The organism is Rhizobium sp. WW_1 (genome assembly GCF_003610155.1).
Classification (GTDB): domain Bacteria; phylum Pseudomonadota; class Alphaproteobacteria; order Rhizobiales; family Rhizobiaceae; genus Rhizobium; species Rhizobium tropici_A.
In genome coordinates, this window is sequence record NZ_RAIN01000001.1 from 1,389,909 (window position 1) to 1,405,617 (window position 15,709).

At 61.5% G+C, this 15,709-nt stretch carries 12 protein-coding genes; 11 read left to right on the forward strand and 1 reads right to left on the reverse strand.

From position 1 onward, the window contains the following. Positions 1–194: 194 nt before the first annotated feature. Entirely contained in the window at positions 195–1,871 is a 1,677-nt protein-coding gene (locus BJ928_RS06745; RefSeq protein ID WP_047628683.1) for a GumC family protein, read from the reverse strand. 246 nt (positions 1,872–2,117) lie between these two features. Between BJ928_RS06745 and BJ928_RS06750 the strand changes: the two genes are divergently transcribed. From BJ928_RS06750 to BJ928_RS06800, 11 genes are all read left to right on the forward strand, one after another. Then, positions 2,118–3,146, forward strand: a complete 1,029-nt coding sequence (locus tag BJ928_RS06750; protein WP_245432245.1) for a glycoside hydrolase family 5 protein — start codon at positions 2,118–2,120, stop codon at positions 3,144–3,146. 89 nt (positions 3,147–3,235) lie between these two features. Then, on the forward strand, positions 3,236–4,471 hold the full coding sequence (locus tag BJ928_RS06755; RefSeq protein WP_047628684.1) for a hypothetical protein: 1,236 nt from the start codon (positions 3,236–3,238) through the stop codon (positions 4,469–4,471). A 151-nt stretch (positions 4,472–4,622) separates the two neighbouring features. Further along, the gene (gene purU / locus BJ928_RS06760; protein WP_120296438.1) at positions 4,623–5,507 is read left to right on the forward strand and encodes a formyltetrahydrofolate deformylase; all 885 of its coding nucleotides are present in this window, start codon (positions 4,623–4,625) and stop codon (positions 5,505–5,507) included. Positions 5,508–5,610: 103 nt separating this feature from the next. Beyond that, on the forward strand, positions 5,611–6,162 hold the full coding sequence (locus tag BJ928_RS06765; RefSeq protein WP_047635006.1) for a hypothetical protein: 552 nt from the start codon (positions 5,611–5,613) through the stop codon (positions 6,160–6,162). Between the two features lie 134 nt (positions 6,163–6,296). Further along, entirely contained in the window at positions 6,297–9,224 is a 2,928-nt protein-coding gene (locus tag BJ928_RS06770; protein WP_047635045.1) for an aminotransferase, read from the forward strand. A 509-nt stretch (positions 9,225–9,733) separates the two neighbouring features. Next, a complete protein-coding gene (locus BJ928_RS06775; RefSeq protein WP_034489296.1) occupies positions 9,734–9,928 on the forward strand; it encodes a hypothetical protein in 195 nt (64 codons plus the stop codon). Between the two features lie 262 nt (positions 9,929–10,190). Continuing rightward, positions 10,191–11,189 carry a P1 family peptidase gene (locus BJ928_RS06780; protein ID WP_047635041.1) on the forward strand — a complete coding sequence of 333 codons (999 nt, stop codon included), beginning with the start codon at positions 10,191–10,193 and terminating at the stop codon, positions 11,187–11,189. 16 nt (positions 11,190–11,205) lie between these two features. Continuing rightward, a complete protein-coding gene (locus BJ928_RS06785; protein WP_047635004.1) occupies positions 11,206–12,123 on the forward strand; it encodes a LysR family transcriptional regulator in 918 nt (305 codons plus the stop codon). 156 nt (positions 12,124–12,279) lie between these two features. Beyond that, complete coding sequence (locus BJ928_RS06790) at positions 12,280–13,809, forward strand: ABC transporter substrate-binding protein (RefSeq protein ID WP_047635002.1); 1,530 nt, start codon at positions 12,280–12,282, stop codon at positions 13,807–13,809. Positions 13,810–13,884: 75 nt separating this feature from the next. After that, positions 13,885–14,838 carry an ABC transporter permease gene (locus BJ928_RS06795; RefSeq protein ID WP_047635039.1) on the forward strand — a complete coding sequence of 318 codons (954 nt, stop codon included), beginning with the start codon at positions 13,885–13,887 and terminating at the stop codon, positions 14,836–14,838. Beyond that, a complete protein-coding gene (locus tag BJ928_RS06800; RefSeq protein ID WP_047635000.1) occupies positions 14,835–15,701 on the forward strand; it encodes an ABC transporter permease in 867 nt (288 codons plus the stop codon). Before BJ928_RS06795 ends, BJ928_RS06800 begins: the two co-directional genes overlap by 4 nt. The last annotated feature ends 8 nt before the right edge of the window (positions 15,702–15,709 follow it).

A 15,709-nucleotide genomic window follows, 5' to 3' on the forward strand; every position in this document is an offset into this window, starting at 1 on the left:
CCAGTCATCGGAGCAACGCACCGCTTTTCTCGCATAGATTGTCTCACACAGTACCATACGACGCCTAATGATCGTATCGTGCTTCCATTAGCAAGATCCAATCATCCCCAGCGCCGATCTACATTTAGAACAGTCGGCGCACAATTGCATCCTCAATGCTAAAAAAGCCGCCGGCGCGAAAAGAATAGACGGCATCACTTGCCGAAGTAGCCGCGGATAACGGGATGCCGAAATAAGCCGAGGAGAATGGCGAACGCCATGCCGAGACCGGCACCAAACATTGCGCCGGCGATAAGGCCGGCGATCATCATCACCTTCCTGCTCGGCCCGTCCGCCTTCAGCGGCGGCTCCGCTTCGGAGATCACGCGGATATTGCTTTGCGACAGGTCCTGCGCGTCGCTTGCTTGGCCGGACCGCTTCAGAAGCGATTCATAGAGATCGCGGGCCGCGGTCGCCTTGCGCTGCAGCTCGTTCAGGCCGACGAGCTTGCCTGACGTATTGACCTGCGAGGCCTTCTGCACGGCAAGTTCCTTGGCGATATCCTGCTCGGCCCTCTGCGCCTGCTCGTAGTCGGCGCGGGCCGAGGTCATCTGCCGCTGCAATTCGGCTCGGATTTCCGCCCCCAGGCTTTCCAGCGATGATTTGGCGGCGAGCAGACGGGGATGACGGGCGCCGAGCTGGCTTTGAAGGCTGCCGACATTGGCGGCCATCGTCGCATATTGCTGCCGCAGGCTACTCAAAGCCGTCGATGTCGCGCCCGCGGACGGATTGTTGGAGACCACATCCTCAAAGCTGAGCTTGCCGGCGGCATCGGCACGGGCTCTTGCCTCGATGGTCTTCTGCTGGGCCGTGACCAGCAAATCGTTCAGAGCGGTCAGACGCTTGTCGGAGATGAGATTGCCATCGACGGCCACCATATCGTTGTCGGCGCGATAGGTTTCGACCGCTTTTTCGGCCGAAAGCACCTGCTGGCGCAGATCCTCAAGACGCGTATCCAGCGCCGTGTTGCTGCTCTTGTAGCTGTTCGAGGCCGCTTTGCTTTCCTCCGCCATGAAGGAGGTTACAAGCTGATTGGCAATCCCAGCCGATTTTTGCGGATCGCCCGTCGTGACTTTCGCGGTCACGACATAGGTGCTGGCCTGGCGGGCGATCTGCACGGCTTTCGCCAAGGCGGCGGCCGCGACATATTTTGCCGCCTCGCCGGTGGCGCCGCCATTGAATTTCGGGTCCTGATCGAGCTTCAGCGCATCGACAACGCGGCCAAGCACCTTGCCCGAAGACAGAATCTGCGTCTGGCTGTCGATCATCGTCGTGATCAACTCGGGCGCCGTCGAAGCCTGCTGAGCGGAATCGGAGGCACCGACCGGGCGGGGGTCGAAATAGAGACTGGTCTCGGCGGTAAATTTCTGCGGGATAAGCGGAATGACGGCGGCACCCAGCACGGCACCGGCGCCTGCCAGCGCAAAAACCACAAACTTCCTCGCCCAGATCGAAGCGATGGCGGATCGAAGATCGAGCAAAGGCAGCTTTGCCGATGGTGTCGACGTCACAGGAGTAGCGGAAGGCGAAGGAGCGACTAGAATCTGCTCCGCACTTGGGACTGCCGCAGCGGCAATCGGCGGCGCAGCTGGGACTGGGGCTACAGCTTCCTCAAAATCAGGTCTCTTCGATGGGCCTTCGGAAACGAAAGCATCGGCGACTGGCGCGCTGGGCTCTTCGGAGTGTGCAACGGGTTCGCCCGCGGCCACGAAATCCCGCGGGCGCAAGATCGGGCTGCGCGCGCGCAGGCCGTCGCGCGCCGCGTCAGACGGCTCGCTATCGCGCCAACTCGCAAGTCGGTCCGATCTCTTGCTTCGTTCCATTGAGCTCATGTCAGACTTTCAATGCTTCGTAGGCGAATTCCACGCAGCAGATGCCCTGAGTTTAGAAATGTTTGGCTAACGGAATATTAAGGACGCCCCAAGGAAATCGGGATGAGGGCGCCGATGGCAGCTGCCTTTTCATCATTGCTCAACACCATCATTCCTATGAAAAAGCACATCCGCTCGGAATATGGGAACCATGCAATGACAGGACAGAGGACAACAGCATTGCGCCGCCTTCTGGCCGCGGCATCCATGCTCGCTCTTGCAACGCAGGCGGGAAGCGTTCTTGCAGCGCCGCAGTTGTGCTATCGCGGCGTCAATCTCTCCGGCGCGGAATATGGCGAGCGTGATGGGGCCGTCAATGTGAACTACACCTATCCTTCGGAGGAGACGGTCCGGTATTTCGCCGGAAAGGGCATGAACATCATCCGCCTGCCCTTCCGCTGGGAACGGCTGCAGCCCACGCTTGGCCAGCCTTTGAACGGCGACGAACTGCAGCGGCTGAAGGATGCCGTCGACCTCATCCAGAAGCACGGCATGGCCGTCATTCTCGACCCTCACAATTACGCCGATTACGACAAGACCCAGATCGGACAGGCTCCCGTAACCGATCTTGCCTTTGGTGATTTCTGGGCACGGCTTGCGGTCGAGTTCTCTAATCGCAAGGGCGTCGCCTTCGGCCTGATGAACGAGCCGCACGACATCAAGGCGCCCGACTGGCTGGAAGCAGCAAACACCGCCATCCGCAGCATCCGCACGGTCGGCGCACATAACCTCATTCTCGTGCCCGGCACCAACTGGACCGGCGCGCACAGCTGGTCGACCGACGTGCTGGGCGGGGGCGCCAATGGCACCGTGATGCTTGGCGTCAAGGACCCGATCGATTTCTACGCCTTCGAATTCCACCAGTATCTGGATGCTGACAGCTCCGGCACGCATCCAGTCTGCGACGGCACCGAGAACGCCAAGAGAGGCCTGAGCGACGTCACGGACTGGCTGCGGAAGAACGGCAAGCGCGGATTCCTCGGTGAGTTCGGCGTGGCCGCCAATGACACCTGCCTTGACGGGCTGAAGCAATTCATCGGCGTCATGAACGCCGATAGCGACGTCTGGCTCGGCTGGAGCTACTGGGCAGCCGGTGATTGGTGGCCGCCGGAGGAACCGCTGAATGTCCAGCCGCGTAACGGCCGCGACAAACCACAGATGAAGGTTTTGATAGAAGGACTGGGCAAGAAAACACCGCTCCCGCCGTCCTGCGCGCTCGTCAAATCGGCGAAATGACCGGCGACAAGCCGCCGACTCTTTGTCGCGAATCATCCGGCTGATATGGTGCCCGCAGCCGAAAAAGACGCCACGACCTCGGATATCCAATGCAAAGCTCAGGCGAGAAGCAGCCGATCAACTTCGTCATCCTTGCGATCTCGCTGCTGGCGGTCTGCTATAACTGCATCCTGGCTTTCATCAATCACAACATCACGCCGCTGACGCCGAGCTCGGTCGTGCTGTCCGAAGTATTGCTGCAGGTCGCCGCTTTCACCTATCTGCTGACCAAAGGCATATATGAGGAGGACATAGCGCCGCTCCTCTACCTGCTGCTGACCATAGTGCTGACGGTTTTCGTCATCGCCATCAACAAGCAGGCCTATATCGACCACCTCCGCAACGTGATGATCATCTTCGCCTTTTCGATCATGGGGCGGCTGGCCAATGAGCGCACCGTCAAGCTCGCCTTCAAGATTTCATGCTTCATCGTGCTTGCCGTGCTCATCCTGGAAATCGTGTCGGTAAAGGAATATGTCGCGCTGTTTCATCCGGCCGAATATTTCCAGAACACGCGCGGCGTGCCGCCGGCCACTTACAGCGATCTCGGCCTGTTTCGCGGCGCGCTCGGCTTCGAGGGCCGGTTCTCTTTCGGCCTGATAGACCATCGGTCATCGTCCATCTTTCTGGAACAGGTCTCTCTAGCCAATTTCTGCGGCGTCATGGTGCTGTATCTGATCAGCTTTTCCAATCGGCTGGGACTGCTGGAACGGCTGCTGTTTTTCTCGACGGTCGTGCTGATCCTGTTGACGAACGACACGCGCACCATGCTGATCTTCAGCCTCATCTGCGTTGCGGGCTATTTCATCTATCCCTGGCTTCCGAAGGCGCTGGACCTTCTGACGATGCCCGTGATCATCGTTGTTGGTTTCGTCATCCACGCCCTGAAGCCGACCGTGACCGGCGACAATTTCGTCGGGCGCATCAACGGCACCGTGAAGGCCTTTCTCGGCATGGACCTGCAGAGCACTATCGGCCTGCAGCTCGACCAGGTCGGCATCTTCTTCGACAGCGGATATGTCTACATCATCTATGGCGCTACCATTTTCGGGCTGATCCTATTCTGGCTTTACGCCTCGCTCTATCCGGGCGGCGAAACCGTCAATCAGCGGCGCCTCGGCCACGCGCTTTCCCTCTTTCTCTTCCTGAACCTGATGATCGGCTCTACTGCCATCTTCTCCATGAAAACGGCCGGGCTTGTCTGGCTTCTGGTCGGGTTCCTGAAATTCAACGAGGGCACGCAGGCAAGGCAACCACAGAAGCTCGCCCTGGCCACGACAGGCTGAGGCGGGGATGCGCCGTCCGAAGGCGCAATAGGAACGGCTTTTTCCACACCATCCTGCCTAAATATCGGTCGAAACATGGCAGGGGGAGCTATTTCCCGGACCTGTGATTTCATCTAAGCAGGCGGCATCCTCGATATAAGAGAGAAGAGACATGACGAGCTATGTATTGACAGTTGCGTGCCAGTCGGCGCGCGGGATTGTTGCGGCGATCTCGAACTATCTGGCCGAACAGGGCTGCAACATCGTCGATTCCAGCCAGTTCGACGATCTTGATACCGGCATGTTCTTCATGCGCGTCTCCTTCATCTCCGAGGAAGGCGCCGGCGAGGCAGCGCTGGTGGAAGGCTTCAAGCCGATCTCGGACAAGTTCGCCATGGTCGCCGAATTCCACGACAGCAGAAAGCGCATGAAGGTGCTGCTGATGGTGTCGCGCTTCGGCCATTGCCTCAACGACCTGCTCTATCGCTGGAAGATCGGCGCCCTGCCGATCGACATCGTCGGCGTCGTCTCCAACCATTTCGACTATCAGAAAGTGGTGGTCAATCACGATATCCCCTTCCACCACATCAAGGTGACGAAGGACAACAAGCCGCAAGCCGAAGCCCAGCTTCTGGATCTGGTCGAGCAGACCGGCACCGAGCTTGTCGTGCTGGCGCGCTACATGCAGGTGCTGTCGGATGCGATGTGCCGGAAGATGTCGGGCCGCATCATCAACATCCACCATTCCTTCCTGCCGTCCTTCAAGGGGGCGAACCCCTACAAGCAGGCCTATGAGCGCGGCGTGAAGCTGATCGGGGCGACGGCGCATTACGTCACGGCCGATCTCGACGAAGGTCCGATCATCGAACAGGACACGGCGCGCATCACACATGCGCAGTCGGCCGACGACTATGTCTCGATCGGCCGCGACGTGGAGAGCCAGGTTCTCGCCCGCGCCATCCATGCCCATATCCACTTCCGCACCTTCCTCAACGGCAACCGAACCGTCGTCTTCCCGGCAAGCCCCGGTTCATACGCCTCCGAGCGCATGGGGTGAGGCGCGAACGCGCGATTTCGGCCCGCTCCCTTTTCTTTTCGTTCCGGGGCGCGATTTGATATCACCGATGCGATATTGAATCGGTCAAGGATTAGGAAAAGACATGTCATTCTATCGTAAGGGAATGCTGCTGCTCGCGGCGTTCCTGCTCTCTGCGCCGGTGTCCCATGCCGAAACCGCCGAGCAGGACCCCTCCAGGATTGATCTCGCCAAGCTGATCGAATGCACGACCTACGACGTGCCGAGCTATAATAATTTCGCCCTATGGCTGACCGGGCCGGAAAGCGCTGCGGCCATGAAACAGTTCGGCATGAGCGAGCTTCCATCGGACAATCCCCTCCTGCGCGAATTCCAGCTTTCCGCGCCGGTGACCGTCTTCGGACGGCAGACGAGCCGGATCGTCTTTGCCTCCACCGGGCCGCTCGCCGTGCTCGACGAGGCAGATCCGCATCCCCTGGCGAAGCAGCTTGGCGTGCCGGCTTCCGTCGATCAGCCCAACAAGTTTCTCGGTGAAAAGGTCATCCTGTCGCGCAAGGACCAGCAGGAAAATTCCGATACCGTTCTGGAAACGCGCATCTCGCTCAACGTCTCCACCGTCGACTCGCTTCCGGGCAAGACGCTGGCCGGTTGCAGCTATTCCATCGAGGTTGAATAGGAGATAACGGCTGGCCGGCCGCATTCTGCGGCCTATCTTCCTCCTCTCCGCTCGACGACCCTATCTGTTTTGGGTAATTTTCTTTAAGATGGAATGGTTTAGTGTCGATGCGAATGAACCATCCGGGGGATGCCATGGCCGACGCCACGCTCGTAAACCGTATGCAACTGCCGAGACCCGACGTGACGCCGGAGGAAGCAGCCGAGATCCTGCAGACGCATTACGGCCTGAGCGGGGCGCTGACCGAGCTCGGCAGCCAGCAGGATCGCAACTATCGTATCGATGCCGGCGACAATGCCTATGTGCTGAAGATCTGCCACGCCGAATACGAGCTGGTCGAGCTTGAGGCGCAGAATGCCGCGATCCGTCATCTGCATGGCAAACCGGATGCGCCGCGTGTGCCCGATGTCGTGCCTTCCCTGAACGGCCGCGACATTCTCGCCATCACCGTGCGCGAACAGGATTATCTCGTTCGGCTGCTTGGCTTTCTCCCGGGCAGGACGCTGACGCAGCGCAAGCATCTGTCGCCGGCGGCCGTCGCCGGGCTCGGCGCTCTCTCGGCAAGGCTTGCTCGCGATCTCGCCGATTTCGATCACCCCGGCCTGCATCGGAGCCTGCAATGGGACCTGCGGCGGGCAGGCCCCGTCGCCGTGCAGCTCTTGTCGGCGATCACGGACCATGAGGCGCGCGACCGCATCGCCAAGGCGATGGTGGCTGCCGTCAAGCGCATCCAGCCGCTTGCGGGCGAATTGCGCGTGCAGCCGGTGCATCACGACGTCACCGACGACAATGTCGTCAGCCATCCCGATTCGCACGGACAACTCGTGCCCGATGGCGTCATCGATTTCGGCGACATTATCCAGGGCTGGCTGGTGGGCGATCTCGCCGTCACCTGTGCCTCGATACTGCATCACGCCGACGGCAATCCCTTCCATATTCTTCCGGCGATCAAGGCCTATCATGCGATCTACCCGCTCGAGGAAGTGGAGGCCAAGGCGCTCTGGCCGCTGATCGTCGCACGCGCCGTCATTCTTGCCGCGAGCACCGAGCAGCAGCTCGCCATCGATCCCGACAATGACTATGTGCGCGGCAACCTCGATTTCGAGCGAGAAATCTTCGATGTCGCAACAGAGGCGCAGCCGGACGTCATGGAAGCGGCGATCCTCAAGGCGATCGGCTTCGATGTCGCGCCGATCGCGACGGATGGCTGGTCGCCACTCCTACCGGATATCGACCCCTCGCAGATCGCCGCGATCGATCTCTCCGTCAGCGGGCCCGACTTCAGCGACGGCAACTGGCAGAAACCCGATATGGATTGGCGGCTGCTCGCCCAGACGGCGATAGCCTCGGGGGCGGCGGCGACCCGCTACGGCGAATTCAGGCTCTCCCTCGCCGCTCCGCTCAACACGGCGCCGCCGCAGAATTTCGCCCTGCATTGCGATGTCTGCCTGCCAGCGGGCGCCACGGTTGCGGCTCCCTTTGCCGGCCTGCTGCAGCGGCAGGGACAGCATTTCGTGCTGGTCGGCGAAGAAATCAGCCTGCATCTCGATGGCATCGAGAGCAATGTCGAGGACGGAGCGGCCATCGAGCAGGGCGCGACCTTGGGGACGGTCGGTAGCGAAGGCTCGGCGATCGGAGGATTGCGCGTGCAGCTTTGCCGCGTGCCCAACCTCGTGCCGCCGCTCTTTGCGACGGCAGATCAGGCGGACGGTTGGTCGGCCGTCTCTCCCTCGCCTGTCGCGCTGCTGAACCCGGCATGTGAAGCGCCGCGACCGGATACGACGGCCTTGCTATCGCTGCGCAATGCCCGCTTCGCCAAGCCGCAGAAGCACTATTACGAGATGCCGCCGCAGATCGAGCGCGGCTGGCGCGAATTCCTGTTCGACATGCAGGGCCGCTGCTTTCTCGACATGGTCAACAATGTCACGACGCTCGGCCATGCCCATCCGCGCCTGACGGCGGCGATCGCCCAGCAATGGTCGCGGCTCAATACCAATTCCCGCTTCCATTACGCCGCCGTCGCCGAGTTTTCCGAGCGGTTGGCGATGCTCGCGCCTGACGGATTAGACAGCGTCTTCCTCGTCAATAGCGGCTCGGAAGCCAACGATCTCGCCATCCGCCTTGCCTGGGCCCATAGCGGCAAGAGGAACATCCTCTGCCTACTGGAGGCCTATCACGGCTGGACGGTTGCGAGCGATGCCGTCTCCACCTCGATTGCCGACAATCCGCAGGCGCTGACGACGCGTCCGGACTGGGTGCATCCCGTCCTCTCCCCTAATACCTATCGCGGCCCGTTCCGCGGGCCTGATTCAGGGCATGACTATCTCAACGACGTCACCGCCAAATTGCAGGCGATCGACGAAAAGGGTGACGGGCTTGCCGGCTTCATCGCCGAGCCGGTCTATGGCAATGCCGGCGGCATTGCCCTGCCGCACGGCTATCTCGCCGGCGTCTACGATGCGGTGCGCCAGCGCGGCGGCCTTTGCATCGCCGACGAAGTTCAGGTCGGCTATGGCCGTCTCGGCGAGCACTTCTGGGGCTTCGAAACCCAAGGCGTCGTGCCCGACATCATCACCATCGCCAAGGGCATGGGCAACGGCCACCCGCTCGGCGCCGTCATTACCCGCCGCGAGATCGCCGAATCATTGGAGAGGGAAGGCTATTTCTTCTCCTCCGCCGGCGGCAGCCCGGTCAGCTGCGTCGTCGGGCTGACTGTTCTCGATGTTCTCAAGGACGAGAACTTGCAGGACAACGCCCGCGTGGTCGGCGACCGGCTGAAAGCCGGGTTGATCGCGCTGATGGATCACTTCCCGTTGATCGGCGCCGTGCATGGCACGGGGCTTTATCTCGGCGTGGAATTTGTCCGCGACCGCGAGACGCTGGCACCGGCCACCGAAGAGACGGCTGCGATCTGCGAGCGCCTGCTCGATCTCGGGGTCATCATGCAGCCGACCGGCGATCACTTGAACGTGTTGAAGATCAAGCCGCCGCTCTGCCTTGCGCCAGAAAGTGCCGATTTCTTCGTGAAGGCGCTGGAAAAGGTGCTTGCAGACGGATTTTGATGTCGTTCTTAGCGCCGTTAACCATTGAGGTGTTTTAGCGGCGAGTGAATTTTAATGCCGCGGGGGCATTGTCGAATCTCCTGCCAATTCCTATCTGTTGGTCGATGATCGGCGAGCCGTTCCGACAAGGGACATCGCGCGGAAGAGCACCAAGTCCTTCTTCGCTGTTAGCCAGATACGGAATTTTATTTTACCGATCGTCGACATTTTGACATCTTTGGGAATATGTTTCTGGAGATGAAATTGTTATTGTCTACTAATATAATAGACAATAACGCATCGTTCGCGGCGCTCCTTTTCGGAGCCCGCACAAGTACAACACCAACCAGGGACGTGACATGCTGAATTTTAAAGCCATTGCTTCGATCCTTGGGTGGTCCGTGCTTGGCCATGACCGTTCGGGCGCGCTCTCCCGCCCGTGCTGTCGAATGTGACGTTCGTCCTCCCTACCGGAATCAAACAGTCAATTCGCCATGTCTGCGCCGTGCGTGCGCAGAGGGAGTCTATTTATGAAGAAGCAAGTAATAGAGTACGCCGGCGTTCCCGTCGGCATCGTCGTTCCTGACCAGGATCGGCTCAAGTTCATCGCTGTAAAATATCATGTCCATGACCTGGACGAGCAGCATTTCAGAAACGCGGACGAAGTGAGACTTGCGATCCGCGATCTTCTTTCCCGCCAGCAGGCCAAGCCGATCCATGTTTGATGGATCGGCTCGCCTAAGCTCTTACCCAATCCCATCACCCGCCCTCACCTTTTGAAACGCTTAAGGTGGGGGCTTTTTCATGCGCGAGCCCACCACGCCTCCGTCGGATTTCCGGCATGAAGCTGCTTCGCAGGCGGAACCTCATACCATCGGGCCCGGCCTTAACGGCGCATCCCTCCAGCGATCCCATCTTGTGTTTTGATTCCCTTTGCGGTCCTATCGCCATGACGGCCTCGCGCTCGTAACGGCGAAGGATTTTTCATTGGCTGACCTCCTTAATCTCCTGACCGATGTCGAAGGCGTCGCCGTTGGTCACTCCACAGACCTTGCGCTCGGCTCCGGCGTCACCGCCATTGTCTTCGATGCGCCGGCGGTTGCCTCCTGCAGCATTCTCGGCGGCGCGCCGGGCGGGCGGGATACCGCATTGCTGGACCCGGCGATGACGGTCGGCGCAGTGGATGCTCTCGTGCTTTCAGGCGGCTCGGCCTATGGGCTCGATGCCGCAGGCGGCGTGCAGGCCGGCTTGCGGGAAATCGGCCGCGGCCTCAAGGTCGGTGATGCGCTGGTACCGATCGTGCCGCAGGCGATCCTGTTCGATCTCATCAACGGCGGCAACAAGGATTGGGGGCTGCACTCGCCTTATCGCGACATGGGCCATGCCGCCTTCAAGGCGGCCACCAAGGGGCCGTTCGCGCTCGGCACGGTCGGCGCCGGCACCGGCGCGACGACTGCGACGGTCAAGGGCGGGCTCGGCTCGGCAAGCGCCTTCAGCAGCAGAGGATACAGCATCGCCGCCATCGTCGCGGTCAATGCGCTCGGCGCGGCCACCATTGGCGATGGCCCGCATTTCTGGGCGGCGCCTTTCGAGGAGAATGGCGAATTCGGCGGACTTGGTATGCCGCACACGATCGATTCGCGCCTGCGTCTGAAGGGCACCAACATCACCGCCACGACAATCGGCGCCGTCGTCACCGATGCGCAATTGACCAAGGCGGAGGCACATCGCCTGTCCATCTGCGCGCACGACGGCTTTGCCCGCGCGCTTTTGCCGACGCATCTGCCGCTTGACGGCGATACCGTGTTTGCCGCCTCCACCGGCAAACACATCCGCGACGACATCCCGAGCTTCATGGAACTCTGCCACCTCGCCGCGATCGTCATGGCACGCGCCATCGCGCGCGGCGTCTACGAGGCCACGGCATTGCCCGTTAAGGGCGGGCAGACCGCATGGCGGGATCGCTTCGCCAAGCCCGCCGCCTAAGCCGGAGATCCTGCCCATGCAGATCCGCGCGCTGATCTATTTCGACGAGCTGGTGCGCACCAGTTCCATGCGGCAGGCGGCGGAAAACCTGAACGTGGCGCCGACGGCGATCAGCCGCCAGATCGAAAACCTCGAATATCACTTCGGCACGCAGCTGGTCGAACGCAGCGCTCGAGGCATAAGATTGACCGCCGCCGGCGAATTGTTGGCGGCACGCGCCGGCCGGACGCTGCGCGAACTCGAGCACGTTCATCAACTGATCGAAGACCTGAAGGGTCTGCAGCGCGGCACCGTCAGCATTTATGCCAATGGCGCGTCGGTCGCCAATATCCTTGCTCCGGCGCTTGCCGAATTCAGCCTGCGCTATCCGCGGCTACGCTTCGAAGTGACCATCACCAGCGCCCGCGGCGCCATCGAAGCCGTCAACAATGCCGAAGCCGATATTGCGGTGACGCTGTTTGCCCCGCCGCTTTCGGGCACCAAGGTAAGGCTGCGGTCCGAGCTGACCTATGACGTGATCGCAGCAACCTCTCATCCGCTGGCCGCCGCCGGGGAGATCACGCTTGCGGAGATCGCGGCACGCGCACTTGCCGTCCCCGATCGCTCCTTCGGTGCAAGGCAGGCTTTCGACGCGCTGTTCGAGCGCGAGGGGCTTACCCTTGACCCTGTGTTCGAAACGAGCTCGCTGGAAATGCAGAAGGAACTGGTCTTGCGCGGCGCGGCGATCACCATGCTGCCGGCACTGACCGTTCAAAGAGAGATCGCGGCGGGCCAGCTCGTGGCGCGGCCGGTCGCCGGCGGCAAGGGGGTGCGCACGCCGGTCGATCTTTGCGTTGCGCCGGATCGCCAACTTTCATTTGCTGCCGGCAAGCTGCTCGACTTCATCGAACGCTTCATGCGACAGCAACTTTCCGCCAAGGGGAGGCAGGATTGAAACAGGTGCGTAAATCACGAAAATCAGTGTAGCTATTTCGGCTACACCGAGCACACATTTTCGGAATTGTGTGTGCGCATGTCAGATGACACTATCGTTGAAAAGACCGCAGGCCGGAGGGAAGCCGGACCAGCGGGCAAAAGCAAGGGAACTGAGATGACCAAGTTTTCACGCCGGAGCCTCGGCGACGTCGCGCGCCGGCTTGCCTATGGCGCCGCACTTTCCGCCGGTCTGCTGATGATGGGCCTGACGCCTGCCGAAGCCGCGAAAACGACGCTCAATCTCGGCATGAGCGTCGAGCCAACTGGCCTCGACCCGACGATCGCCGCCCCTGTCGCGATCGGCCAGGTCACCTGGCAGAACATCTTCGAAGGGTTGGTTGCCATCAATGAAAACGGCAAGATCGTGCCGCAGCTTGCCAAGAGCTGGGAAATTTCGCCCGATGGGCTGACCTATACCTTCAAGCTGCAGACCGGCGTGAAATTCCATGACGGCCAGGCCTTCGATTCCGTCGCCGCCAAGTTCACGCTCGATCGCGCCCGCGGCGCCCAATCCGTCAATCCGCAGAAGCGCTTCTTTGCGACGATCGCCTCGATCGATACGCCTGATGCGGAAACGCTTGTCCTGCATCTTTCCTCGCCGACCGGCAGCCTTCTCTACTGGCTCGGCTGGCCCTCCTCCGTCATGGTCGGACCGAAATCCTCCGCCGACGACAAGACGACGCCCGTCGGCACCGGCCCGTTCAAGTTCTCCGCCTGGGCCAAGGGCGACCATGTCGATCTCGTCAAGAACCCGGACTACTGGAACAAATCGGTCGATGTGAAGCTCGAGAAGGTGACCTTCCGCTTCATTTCCGATCCGCAGGCGGAAGCGGCGGCGCTCAAGGCCGGCGATGTCGATGCCTTTCCGGAATTTGCAGCGCCTGAACTCATGAATTCCTTCGCAGGCGATGCCCGACTGACGACCAAGATCGGCAATACCGAGCTGAAGGTCGTGGCCGGCATGAACAACACGCGCAAGCCCTTCGACGACAAGCGCGTGCGTCAGGCACTGATGATGGCGCTCGACCGCAAGACGATCATCGAGGGCGCCTGGTCGGGCCTCGGGACCGCCATCGGCAGCCACTACACGCCGAACGACCCCGGCTACAAGGACCTCACCGGCACACTGCCCTACGACGCAGCCAAGGCCAAGGCGCTGCTTGCCGAAGCCGGCTATCCAAATGGTTTCACCTTCACCATCAAGACGCCGCAGATGGCTTATGCGCCACGCAGCGCGCAGGTGATGCAGGCGATGTTCGCCGATATCGGCGTGACGATGAATATCGAGCCGACGGAATTTCCGGCGAAATGGGTGCAGGACGTCTTCAGCGGCCGCGACTACGACATGACCATCGTCGCCCATGCCGAGCCGATGGACATCGACATCTATTCGCGCGACCCCTACTACTTCAACTACAAGAACCCCGCCTTCAACGAGCTGATGAAGAAGATCCAGCTCACGACCGATCCCGCCGAGCAGAACAAGCTCTATGGCGAGGCGCAGAGCATTCTCGCCGAGGATGTGCCGGCGCTCTTCCTCTTCGTCATGCCGAAGCTCGGCGTCTGGGACAAGAAGCTTAGGGGTCTGTGGGAGAACGAGCCTATTCCCTCCAACGTGCTGACCAACGTTTCCTGGGAAGACTGAGCGCTTCTGCGCGGGCGATTCATGTCGGCCGCCGTCAAATTTATCGATGCCGGCGTGATCGGCCATGGACTTGCTATGATCGTATTGCTCACCCGCCGGATTTTCGGACTTGTGCTGACGCTGATCGCCGTCTCGCTGCTGGTCTTTGCCGTCATGGCGCTGCTGCCGGGCGACCCGGCAGCGATCACGCTCGGCACCTCGGTGACACCGGAAACGCTGGCGGCGCTTCGGCATGAGATGGGCCTCGACCAGCCGCTGATCATCCGCTACGGGCAATGGCTTGCCGGCGCGCTGACGGGCGATCTCGGCACGTCCTATACCTACGGCGTGCCGGTCGCCGGCCTCATTGCGGAGCGGCTCACCGTCACCCTGCCGCTTGCGGTGCTTGCCATTCTGCTGTCCGTCATCATTGCCGTGCCGCTCGGGGTCGCCGCAGCGGCCAGGCGTGGCGGTTTCTTCGATATCCTCGCCGCTCTGTTTTCGCAGATGGGCATTGCCGTGCCGGGCTTCTGGGTCGGTCTTCTGCTGGTGTTGCTGTTTGCCACCTCGCTCGGCTGGATGCCGGCCGGCGGTTTTCCCGGCTGGAGCAACGGCGTGTGGCCATCGTTGAAAGCACTCGTGCTGCCCGCCGTGGCCCTTGCGCTGCCGCAGGCGGCGGTACTGACCCGGGTGACGCGCTCGGCGGTGCTCGATACGCTACATGAGGATTTTGCCCGCACGGCGACCGCCAAGGGCTTATCCCGCAGCCGCGTGCTCTGGGGGCATGTGGTGCCGAATGCTTTGGTGCCGGTGCTGACCATCCTCGGGTTGCAATTCACCTTTCTGGTCGCCGGCGCAGTGCTGATCGAAAACGTCTTCACCCTACCCGGCCTCGGCCGCCTCGCCTATCAGGCACTCAGCCAGCGCGACATCATCGTGCTGCAGGATGTCGTGCTGTTCTTTGCCGGCCTCGTCATCGTCGTGAACTTCCTCGTGGATCTCTCCTATCTCGCCATCGATCCGCGGCTGCGGGCGGGAGGCGCGCAATGACTGCAGCCGAAGCAACAGCTGCCGCCCAGCCTTCCCGCCGCCGCTTCCGTGCATTGCGGCGGGCCAATCTGATTGTCGGCGCCGTCATCATCCTCGCGCTTGTCGGCGTCGCCATCCTCTCGCTGTTCTGGACGCCGGTACCGCCGGCGAAGATGCAGATCACCCACAAGCTGCAGCCGCCCTTCGGCTTCGGTCTTCTCGGCACCGATCAACTCGGCCACGACGTCCTGTCGATGCTGATGGCGGGCTGCTGGAACTCGCTGTCGATCTCCGTTTCGGCCGTCGCGATCGGCGGGACGCTGGGCACGATCATCGGAGTCACCGCCGCTGCGCAACGCGGTCTGTTCGAGGCACTGGTCATGCGCGCTTGCGACGTGATCTTTGCGCTGCCGCCGATCCTCTCGGCCATGATCCTCGGCGCGTTCCTCGGGACAGGGCGCATGACGGCCATCATCGCCATCGCAGTCTTCATGGTGCCGGTGTTTGCCCGTGTCGCGCTCGGCTCGGCGCTGCAGGCCTGGAGCCGGGACTATGTGCTGGCGGCGCGGGCCATCGGCAACACGCAGTTGTCCATCACGCTTCGCCATGTCCTGCCGAACATCATGGGCAGCATCATCGTGCAGGCGACGATCCAGCTCGGCCTTGCGATCCTGACCGAGGCCGGCCTTGCCTTCCTGGGCCTGAGCGTGCCGCCGCCGGCGCCCACCTGGGGACGGATGCTGGCTGACGCACAAACCTATTTCCACGTCGCGCCGTGGCTCGCTCTTTTGCCGGGGCTTGCCATCGCGCTCTCCGTGCTCGGCTTCAACCTGCTCGGCGACGGGCTGCGCGATCTCCTCGACCCCCGCGAGGCGACGCGCTGATTGAGACA

Bases quoted from the DNA above. Each gene is read 5' to 3' on its own strand.
- BJ928_RS06755 (WP_047628684.1), top strand. From the start codon at position 3,236: ATGCAAAGCTCAGGCGAGAAGCAGCCGATCAACTTCGTCATCCTTGCG.
- purU (WP_120296438.1), top strand. From the start codon at position 4,623: ATGACGAGCTATGTATTGACAGTTGCGTGCCAGTCGGCGCGCGGGATT.
- BJ928_RS06775 (WP_034489296.1), top strand. From the start codon at position 9,734: ATGAAGAAGCAAGTAATAGAGTACGCCGGCGTTCCCGTCGGCATCGTC.
- BJ928_RS06745 (WP_047628683.1), bottom strand. From the start codon at position 1,871: ATGAGCTCAATGGAACGAAGCAAGAGATCGGACCGACTTGCGAGTTGG.
- BJ928_RS06750 (WP_245432245.1), top strand. From the start codon at position 2,118: ATGCTCGCTCTTGCAACGCAGGCGGGAAGCGTTCTTGCAGCGCCGCAG.
- BJ928_RS06785 (WP_047635004.1), top strand. From the start codon at position 11,206: ATGCAGATCCGCGCGCTGATCTATTTCGACGAGCTGGTGCGCACCAGT.
- BJ928_RS06800 (WP_047635000.1), top strand. From the start codon at position 14,835: ATGACTGCAGCCGAAGCAACAGCTGCCGCCCAGCCTTCCCGCCGCCGC.
- BJ928_RS06795 (WP_047635039.1), top strand. From the start codon at position 13,885: ATGATCGTATTGCTCACCCGCCGGATTTTCGGACTTGTGCTGACGCTG.
- BJ928_RS06765 (WP_047635006.1), top strand. From the start codon at position 5,611: ATGTCATTCTATCGTAAGGGAATGCTGCTGCTCGCGGCGTTCCTGCTC.
- BJ928_RS06790 (WP_047635002.1), top strand. From the start codon at position 12,280: ATGACCAAGTTTTCACGCCGGAGCCTCGGCGACGTCGCGCGCCGGCTT.
- BJ928_RS06770 (WP_047635045.1), top strand. From the start codon at position 6,297: ATGGCCGACGCCACGCTCGTAAACCGTATGCAACTGCCGAGACCCGAC.